We start from the raw sequence: 3,870 nt of genomic DNA on the forward strand, positions 1-3,870 counted from the left end.
CCCTTACGCCTAGGGCTACACACGTGCTACAATGGGCGGTACAGAGGGTCGCTACCTGGTGACAGGATGCCAATCTCAAAAAGCCGCTCTCAGTTCGGATCGAAGTCTGCAACTCGACTTCGTGAAGCTGGAATCGCTAGTAATCGCGTATCAGCAATGACGCGGTGAATACGTTCCCGGGCCTTGTACACACCGCCCGTCAAGCCATGGAAGTCAGGGAGACCTGAAGGCGGTAACCGTCAAAGGAGCCGCTTAGGGTAAAACTGGTAACTGGGGCTAAGTCGTAACAAGGTAGCCGTACCGGAAGGTGCGGCTGGATCACCTCCTTTCTGGAGACGCCGCCTCGGCGCGGCCCGCTTCAACTTTTCCTATCCCCCCTACTTAAATCATACTTGAAAGCATTAGCATCAGCACTCGTCAGGAAGCGTGCGGAGGCCCAGTTCACTGGGCTTGTAGCTCAGGTGGTTAGAGCGCTACACTGATAATGTAGAGGTCCGTGGTTCGAGTCCACGCAGGCCCACTCTAAAGATACTTGGGGGATTAGCTCAGCTGGCTAGAGCGCCTGCTTTGCACGCAGGAGGTCAACGGTTCGACTCCGTTATTCTCCACACTCCGACAGAGTCGCGGCGCGACTGACAGAAAAAGGCAGGGACCGGAAGGGTGCCTGCCGCACATGCCCGAGGGGCGGACAGCGATGTCTGCGCGGAGGGCGGGGAGGTTCTTTGACATATTGGGAAGAGAGAAAACAAACTAGAGTACGCGCCGCGCAGCAATGCGCAGGCGCTAGGAAGTTAAGAAGGGCGCATGGGGAATGCCTAGGCTCTCAGAGGCGAGGAAGGACGCGATAAGCTGCGATAAGCTCCGGGGATCGGCACATACGACTCGATCCGGAGGTCTCCGAATGGGGCAACCCGGCTGGTTGAAGACCAGTCACACCTTAGGGTGGGCGAACCCGGGGAACTGAAACATCTAAGTACCCGGAGGAAGAGAAAATAACAATGATTCCGCAAGTAGTGGCGAGCGAACGCGGAAGAGCCCAAACCAGGGTCGTTACGGCGACCTTGGGGTTGTAGGACCACGACGTGGGACCGAGAAGTGAAGCTTAAGCGCCTGGGAAGGCGCGCCGCAGAGGGTGAGAGCCCCGTCAGCGAAAGCTTCTCGGCCCTAGTGGGATCCTGAGTAGGGCGGGACCAGAGAAATCCCGTCTGAATCCACCGGTACCATCCGGTAAGGCTAAATACTCCTGAGAGACCGATAGTGAACCAGTACCGTGAGGGAAAGGTGAAAAGTACCCTGAATAAGGGGGTGAAATAGAACCTGAAACCATGCGCCTACAAGCGGTCGGAGCCCCTTCGTGGGGTGACGGCGTGCCTTTTGCATAATGAGCCTACGAGTTACTCCTCCCTGGCAAGGTTAAGTGCTTTAAAGCACGGAGCCGCAGCGAAAGCGAGTCTGAACAGGGCGCACAGTCAGGGGGGGTAGACGCGAAACTTTGTGATCTACCCTTGGGCAGGATGAAGTTGCGGTAACACGCAATGGAGGTCCGAACCAGTTAGCGTTGAAAAGCTTTTGGATGACCTGAGGGTAGGGGTGAAAGGCCAATCAAACTGAGAAATAGCTCGTACTCCCCGAAATGCCTTTAGGGGCAGCGTCGAGGTGGAGTCTCATGGAGGTAGAGCTACCGATAGGACTAGGGGGAGTCAAATCCTACCGAATCCTGACGAACTCCGAATGCCATGAGACATACTCGGCAGTGAGGCTTGGGGTGCTAAGGTCCCAGGCCGAGAGGGAAAGAACCCAGACCGCCAGCTAAGGTCCCTAAATATATGCTAAGTTGAACAAAGGAGGTCCAGTTGCCTAGACAGCCAGGATGTTGGCTTGGAAGCAGCCATTCATTTAAAGAGTGCGTAACAGCTCACTGGTCGAGCGACAGGGCATCGATAATAATCGGGCATCAAGCATATTACCGAAGCTGCGGATTGTAGTTTACTACAGTGGTAGGGGAGCATTCCCTTCTGCGGTGAAGGCGCCTGGTCATGGGCGCTGGAGCGTAGGGAAAAGCAAATGTAGGCATAAGTAACGATAATGCGGGCGAGAAACCCGCACACCGAAAGACTAAGGTTTCCTGATCAACGCTAATCGGATCAGGGTTAGTCGGGTCCTAAGGCGGAGGCGAAAGCACAAGTCGATGGACAACTGGTTAATATTCCAGTACTAGCGTGACCCAGTGATGCGGTGACGGAGAAGTGAAAGGCCCGCCTGGTGACGGAATACCAGGTTGAAGCACGTAGGTATAGGGACGGTAGTCAAGTACGCCGACCCTGCTGAAATGCGATAGTACCCCAAGCCCCCGGGCAAGGGGATAGCGGCCCTAACCATGCTCCCAAGAAAACCCGCTAAGCGTTCAAGGTCACGCTACCCGTACCGCAATCCGACACAGGTAGTCGAGGAGAGAATCCTAAGGTGCTCGAGTGAATCACGGCCAAGGAACTCGGCAAAATGGCCCTGTAACTTCGGGAGAAGGGGCGCTTCCTCCAAGCAATTGGAGAAGCCGCAGTGAAAAGGCCCAGGCGACTGTTTAACAAAAACACATGGCTTTGCGAAATCGAAAGATGAGGTATAAGGCCTGACACCTGCCCGGTGCCGGAAGGTTAAGAGGGGGGGTTAGCCGCAAGGCGAAGCTCTGAATCGAAGCCCCGGTAAACGGCGGCCGTAACTATAACGGTCCTAAGGTAGCGAAATTCCTTGTCGGGTAAGTTCCGACCTGCACGAATGGTGTAACGATCTGGGCGCTGTCTCAGCCGTGAGCTCGGTGAAATTGTAGTCTCGGTGAAGATGCCGAGTACCCGCTACGGGACGGAAAGACCCCGTGCACCTTTACTATAGCTTAACATTGACTCTGGGTAACTCATGTGTAGGATAGGTGGGAGCCTCTGATCCGGCGTCGCCAGGCGTCGGTTAGGCAGCGTTGAAATACCACCCTTGAGTTACTTGGAGCCTAATCTCTAAGATGGGAGACAGTGTTTGGTGGGTAGTTTGACTGGGGTGGTCGCCTCCAAAAGAGTAACGGAGGCTTTCAAAGGTACCCTCAGCACGCTTGGTAACCGTGCGCAGAGCGCAATAGCAGAAGGGTGCTTGACTGTGAGGCCCACAAGCCGAGCAGGGCCGAAAGGCGGATATAGTGATCCGGTGGTTCCGCATGGAAGGGCCATCGCTCAAAGGATAAAAGGTACGCCGGGGATAACAGGCTGATCTCCCCCAAGAGCTCATATCGACGGGGAGGTTTGGCACCTCGATGTCGGCTCGTCACGTCCTGGGGCTGGAGAAGGTCCCAAGGGTTGAGCTGTTCGCTCATTAAAGTGGCACGCGAGCTGGGTTCAGAACGTCGTGAGACAGTTCGGTCCCTATCTGTAGTGGGCGTTAGATATTTGAGGGGACCTGTCCTTAGTACGAGAGGACCGGGATGGACGAGCCTCTGGTGGACCTGTTGTGGCGCCAGCTGCAGCGCAGGGTAGCTACGCTCGGATGAGATAAGCGCTGAAAGCATCTAAGTGCGAAACTCACCCCAAGATGAGATATCTTTCAAGGGCCGTGGGAGACTACCACGTCGATAGGCGGCAGGTGTAAAGCTGGAGACAGCACAGCCGAGCCGTACTAATTGCCCGGAGGCTTCCGCGCCGCACCGCGCGTACCCTAGTGACCCTTCTCTCAACCCAATATGACAAACGAACCCCCCACATCATTAGTAGTAGAGATACTCAAGATAATGGTGGCTATGTCGCGGGTGTCCACCTCTTCCCATTCCGAACAGAGAAGTTAAGCCCCGCCGAGCCGATGGTACTGCGGTCACACGCGGGAGAGTAGGTAGCC

At 55.6% G+C, this 3,870-nt stretch carries 2 tRNA genes and 3 rRNA genes; all 5 read left to right on the plus strand.

The annotated features are described in order from the left end of the window. Positions 1–329, plus strand: a 16S ribosomal RNA gene (locus ABD880_RS19070); the annotation flags it as partial. A 117-nt stretch (positions 330–446) separates the two neighbouring features. Continuing rightward, positions 447–520, plus strand: a tRNA-Ile gene (locus ABD880_RS19075). Between the two features lie 14 nt (positions 521–534). After that, positions 535–608, plus strand: a tRNA-Ala gene (locus ABD880_RS19080). A gap of 176 nt (positions 609–784) precedes the next feature. Beyond that, positions 785–3,678 (plus strand): 23S ribosomal RNA (locus ABD880_RS19085). Between the two features lie 87 nt (positions 3,679–3,765). After that, a 5S ribosomal RNA gene (rrf, locus tag ABD880_RS19090) occupies positions 3,766–3,870 on the plus strand; the annotation flags it as partial.

The organism is Nibribacter koreensis, from assembly GCF_039541795.1.
GTDB lineage: Bacteria > Bacteroidota > Bacteroidia > Cytophagales > Hymenobacteraceae > Nibribacter > Nibribacter koreensis.